Origin of the sequence: Paenibacillus zanthoxyli JH29, from assembly GCF_000520715.1 — a bacterium.
Lineage (GTDB): Bacteria > Bacillota > Bacilli > Paenibacillales > Paenibacillaceae > Paenibacillus_AQ > Paenibacillus_AQ zanthoxyli.
Genome location: NZ_ASSD01000323.1, coordinates 1 through 4552, shown reverse-complemented (window position 1 = coordinate 4552; position 4552 = coordinate 1). Strand labels below are relative to the sequence as shown.

General features: G+C 53.9%; 5 protein-coding genes. 1 reads left to right on the top strand and 4 read right to left on the bottom strand.

Annotated elements, in window-relative coordinates:
- Positions 1-162: 162 nt before the first annotated feature.
- Positions 163-489, top strand: coding sequence for a winged helix-turn-helix transcriptional regulator (locus tag L691_RS0111780; protein ID WP_025690730.1), 327 nt, complete (start codon positions 163-165; stop codon positions 487-489).
- Between the two features lie 72 nt (positions 490-561).
- Here the strand turns inward: L691_RS0111780 and L691_RS0111775 are convergent, their stop codons facing one another.
- The 4 genes from L691_RS0111775 to L691_RS0111760 form a co-directional block, all read right to left on the bottom strand.
- Positions 562-1758, bottom strand: a complete 1197-nt coding sequence (locus L691_RS0111775; RefSeq protein ID WP_036736759.1) for a class I SAM-dependent methyltransferase — start codon at positions 1756-1758, stop codon at positions 562-564.
- 75 nt (positions 1759-1833) lie between these two features.
- The gene (locus tag L691_RS0111770) at positions 1834-2640 is read right to left on the bottom strand and encodes a PhzF family phenazine biosynthesis protein (RefSeq protein ID WP_025690728.1); all 807 of its coding nucleotides are present in this window, start codon (positions 2638-2640) and stop codon (positions 1834-1836) included.
- Complete coding sequence (locus L691_RS0111765; protein ID WP_025690727.1) at positions 2637-3311, bottom strand: DUF6483 family protein; 675 nt, start codon at positions 3309-3311, stop codon at positions 2637-2639. The genes L691_RS0111770 and L691_RS0111765 overlap by 4 nt, the downstream gene beginning before the upstream one ends.
- Positions 3312-3651: 340 nt before the next feature.
- The gene (locus L691_RS0111760; protein ID WP_025690726.1) at positions 3652-4443 is read right to left on the bottom strand and encodes an alpha/beta fold hydrolase; all 792 of its coding nucleotides are present in this window, start codon (positions 4441-4443) and stop codon (positions 3652-3654) included.
- Positions 4444-4552 lie beyond the last annotated feature (109 nt).

Genomic DNA, 4552 nt, shown 5'->3' with positions numbered 1-4552 from the left:
AGTATATTCTGTGTCTACTATTCAGTCTAACTTCATATTGGCTCTCCTTGTTATAGGGAATTTCCCCGTGATTGGTTTTCGGGATGATTATATTACTTTGTATGTTATAAGGAAAGTATGCACTTTAAAGGTAGAGACTATCAAAAAGGAGAGTAAACGATAATGAAAGAAGAAAATACGGTAGATGTTAGACCGTTTGCTTTTGCGATGTCATTAATTGAAGGAAAATGGAACATGTATATTTTGTTTTGGTTATGGAAACGGGAGATCATGCGATATGGAGAATTGAAAAGGGAACTGGGCAAGATTACACATAAAATGTTAAGCACTCAATTAAAACACCTGGAGAACAACAATCTTATTGTCCGCAAGGAATATCCACAAGTACCGCCTAAAGTAGAATACTTTCTTTCGCCTAAAGGTTTAACCTTGATGCCTGTGTTGGAGTCACTGTGTGCATGGGGCAAGGAGCATACTACGGACAAATAATAAAAAACAGCCTCCCACACAGAGGCTGCCCTTTTCCTAACCGATATCAACGTATATCCTTTACGGAAATTTTCAATGGATCTTCGGTACGGCTGCTTCCCCCGGAAGCAAGTCGGCGCACACGCGCTCCAGATAAGGCTTCGCTCCCAAAAAGTCGCGGAATGCCGTATACTCGCGCCATTTTGCGCTTACGTCGCCGCTGCTGCTTTTTACCGCGCGGATCAATATATTTTTGGGCGTGTGCTCCATGTCGATAAATTCGAGCAGTTGGGTGCGGTAGCCCATGAGGTCAAGCAGCTTCGCCCGGATCGCGTCGGTCGCCAGAGCGGAAAAGCGCTCCTTGAGAATGCCGTGCGACAGCAGCGGCTCCATGACTTCATTTTCAATCTGGGCAAACAGCTCATGCTGGCAGCAGGGAACCGACAGGATCACCGAGGCGCCCCAGCGCACCGCTTTTTCCAGCGCGGCATCGGTCGCGGTATCGCAGGCATGCAGCGTCACAACCATATCCACCCGGTCCAGCTCGTTGTAGTCGGCAATGTCGCCGACAAGAAAACGAAGCTTGTCATAGCCCAGTTTGTCCGCAAGAGCGCCGCAGTGAGCAATGACATCGGCTTTGAGATCGAGTCCGACAATGTTCAGTTCCCGCTTTTCCCGGACGGCCAAATAGTGATACAGCGCAAACGTTAGATACGATTTGCCGCAACCAAAATCGACGATCGTCAGCGGTCTGCCCACAGGGAGAGAAGGCAGCACGTCCTCCACCATCTCAAGGAACCGGTTAATCTGGCGGAACTTGTCATATTTCTTGGCATGTACCTTTCCGCTGTCATTCATTATGCCAAGCTCAATGAGAAACGGCACCGGCTCGCCTTCTTCCAGCACATACTGTTTGCGCCGGTTATGGGAGAGGTCGTCGGCCGCTTTTTTCGTCGGCGGTTTGGTCAGGATCGTCACTTTTTGCTTTTTGCTGATCAGCACCTGGTAATCCGCTTCCTCTGTGCAGAGCAGTCCCTGGCGGAAAATATCGCCCAGCAGCGATTCCAGCTCATCCGCAGCGGAATCAGCGGGGATATTTCTATGCTCCACCTGGGTGCCGGTATAGTAAGCAAACTGGTAATGCAGTCCATTTTTTAGCTGTACGGGCTTGACGCCTACCTTGGTATAAGCGGCGCTTTCCTTTTTGCGCAGCTGGCTCAGGGTTCCCGTAATCAGGGAACGGTCAGTGATAATGCGTTCAATCAACGTATTCAGGGATTCCACAATCATAACCCGCTTTCAAGTTTTAAAATGGCGTCTGGAGCATATTCGCGGCTAACGGATTGATCCCTCTTGGATTCCTCATTAGGGCCGGACATGAAACAATCCGCTGACAACCGTCACCGCGTGTCCGGACAGGAAGACTTTGTCATCGCTTATTCTAAGCCGGAGTGTGCCGCCGCGGCGGGACGCCTGGTAAGCGGTCAGTTCCCGGCGTTTCAGTCTGTCCGCCCAAAAGGGGGCCAGAGCCGTATGCGCGGAGCCGGTTACGGGGTCTTCGTTCACGCCGATACCGGGCGCAAAGAAACGGGAGACAAAGTCGATCCCCTCCCCTCCGCTTTCGGCGGTTACCGCAACGGCACGGGGCGGCAGGCTCTTCAGTGCGGGAAAATCCGGACTTAAGGTTCGAAGCACAGCTTCATCCCGGAGTAGAACAAGCGCATTATCCGCATAGAAAAATACTTCCTTAATATCTCCCTCTTCCGCTCCCAGCGCGGCGGCCAGCCCCGGTAAAGGCTCCGCCGGGGCCAGCCCGTATGCGGGGAAGCATAGCGTTATGCTGTCGCCTTCCCGCTCCGCCGTAAGCACGCCGCTCAGGGTGTGAAATTCCGCCCTCTTGTCACGCGGAAGGCGTCCGGTCTCCCATAGTGTATGGGCGCTGGCGAGCGTGGCGTGCCCGCACAGCTTCACTTCGGCAGCCGGCGTAAACCAGCGCAGCCGGTAGCCTCCGTTCTCCGGCCACAGAAACGCCGTTTCCGACAGATTCATTTCCGCCGCCGTCTGCGACATGAATTGTTCGGAGGCGGGCTGCTCCAGCAGGCATACCGCAGCCGGATTGCCGGCAAAGGGATGCTCAGTAAAGGCATCGACGATATAAATGGGGATACTCATTGGGCACCTGCCTCCTTCGTCTCTCTATTCAGCTCCAACCATTCCTGCCGTCCCTGTCTTACTTCTTCCAGGGGGAGATTGCCCCGCTCCAGCTCGGCGGGATCTTTGTCAAGCAGCCGGTCATACAGCTCCTCGCCTTCCTTCGCGACCGGCTCGCCCTGCTCCTTCAGACGGTAGAGCGAGTCCTCCGCCTTTCCATAACGGCCGATGGATTCCATGTAGGACATGAGGAGCCGCTCGGTCTTTACCGGAAGGCGGTACGCTTCCACATTCTTCAGACAATCGTCAATCTCCTCCGGCAGGCCCAGAAGCTCGCGGTCGGCGCCGTGAAGCGCGGCATACAGATACAGGTGCAGAGCCTTCATCATCCGCGGCAGCGCTTCGGGCATCTGATCCGCTGCGGCATAAATGCTTCCTTCCTCATATAGCAGGCGGGCCATTCCCTGGAGCTTGTCGGCTTCTATTCCTCCGCCAAGGCGGAATATTTCGATAATATCCTCTACGGACAGCGAATTCAGCAAGCGGGAGTTCAGTCTGAAATGCTTGTTCAGCAGTTCATCAACCTCCCATAACGCTTCCGTGGTCTTACGCTGCTGTTTCAGATCGAATACCTTGGCGATCATCGCCGTCATGTCCTCAATCATCCGAACGATATAATCTCTGCGGAACATCCGCTTTTCCTCCCTCCACAGCATAGCTTCACACGCCTTATCTTAAACGATTCCCCTGCGTAATTCCACCGTCCACCGGCGCCCGGAATTTGAAACGGAGAGACCGGTTCCCAGACCTTTTGCGAAGGGCCGGATTTGGGGAATTGCCTGCAATGGCAAATTGGAGGAGGCAGCGGATTTTCCTGCTCGGCATGAAAGTTAAAGGGGATTTTAAAGAGCATAGCTGAAGTGCGGCGGATTCGAGGACCAGATGTACTGCGGGATGATCAGGGCAGAGGTTGAACAAACAGAAGGCAAGCGAAAAAAGAGGGCATCTCGCCCTCTTTGTCATCGTCAGCGGTCATCTTACCAATACAGCGGCAAAATCCTTGATCACATTGGCAAGCTGCTCCGGCTCTTCAAATAGGCTCATATGGCCTGCGCCGGAAATGACCGCCTTCGTTACATTCCGCTTGTCCGAGGTGAAGGTCCTCTCCACCGGGACAAGACCGTCCTTCTCCCCTGCCACAAGCAGCACCGGCAGCTCGCTGGCGGATATCACATCGCGCCGGTCGGGACGCTCCCGCATAGCCAGGGCAGCTCCAATCGCTCCTTGGGGCGGCGTCTTATAGCCGATTTCCCGGGCCCGCTGCAGCAGCTCAGGCGCGGACTCCACCGTCTCCGGCGCGAACAGTCCGGGTACGAATCCGTCCACAAAATCGGTGATTCCCTGGGACCCGATCGCTGCGACCGCCTTGAGCCGCTTCTCCTTCGCCTCGATGCTGTCCGGGTAGGCTGTGGAATGAATCAGTCCGAAGGCAGTCAGGCGCGAGGCATACCGCTGAGCAAACGAAAGTGTAATATACCCGCCTAATGAATGGCCCAGCAGCGTAACCTTTGGAATGTCAAGAGCATCCAGCAGCGAAAGCACGTCATCGGCCATTTGCTCAATCGTATAGGCACCAAGCGGCGCATCGGAAGAACCATGCCCCCGCAGGTCGGGCGCAATGACGCGGTAGCTTCCGCTCAAAATCGGGATAACCTTCTCCCAGTATTCCGCGCTGCCGCAGAAACCGTGAAGCAGAACAATAACTTCACCCTGCCCTTGATCACTGTAACTAATGTTTACTCCTTCACGACGCACTGTTTCCATGACAGCCTCCTTCTTTCATCTTAATAACTACCCAATGATCTACCTTATTGGGTAGTATTTATTTAAGCCAAACGAGTGAAATTGAAACGCCTTCAGCGTAACAGCCCGA

What these genes read in the sequence shown, in the direction of transcription:
- L691_RS0111780 (WP_025690730.1), top strand. Translation starts at nt 163, where the DNA reads ATGAAAGAAGAAAATACGGTAGATGTTAGACCGTTTGCTTTTGCGATG.
- L691_RS0111770 (WP_025690728.1), bottom strand. Translation starts at nt 2,640, where the DNA reads ATGAGTATCCCCATTTATATCGTCGATGCCTTTACTGAGCATCCCTTT.
- L691_RS0111765 (WP_025690727.1), bottom strand. Translation starts at nt 3,311, where the DNA reads ATGTTCCGCAGAGATTATATCGTTCGGATGATTGAGGACATGACGGCG.
- L691_RS0111760 (WP_025690726.1), bottom strand. Translation starts at nt 4,443, where the DNA reads ATGGAAACAGTGCGTCGTGAAGGAGTAAACATTAGTTACAGTGATCAA.
- L691_RS0111775 (WP_036736759.1), bottom strand. Translation starts at nt 1,758, where the DNA reads ATGATTGTGGAATCCCTGAATACGTTGATTGAACGCATTATCACTGAC.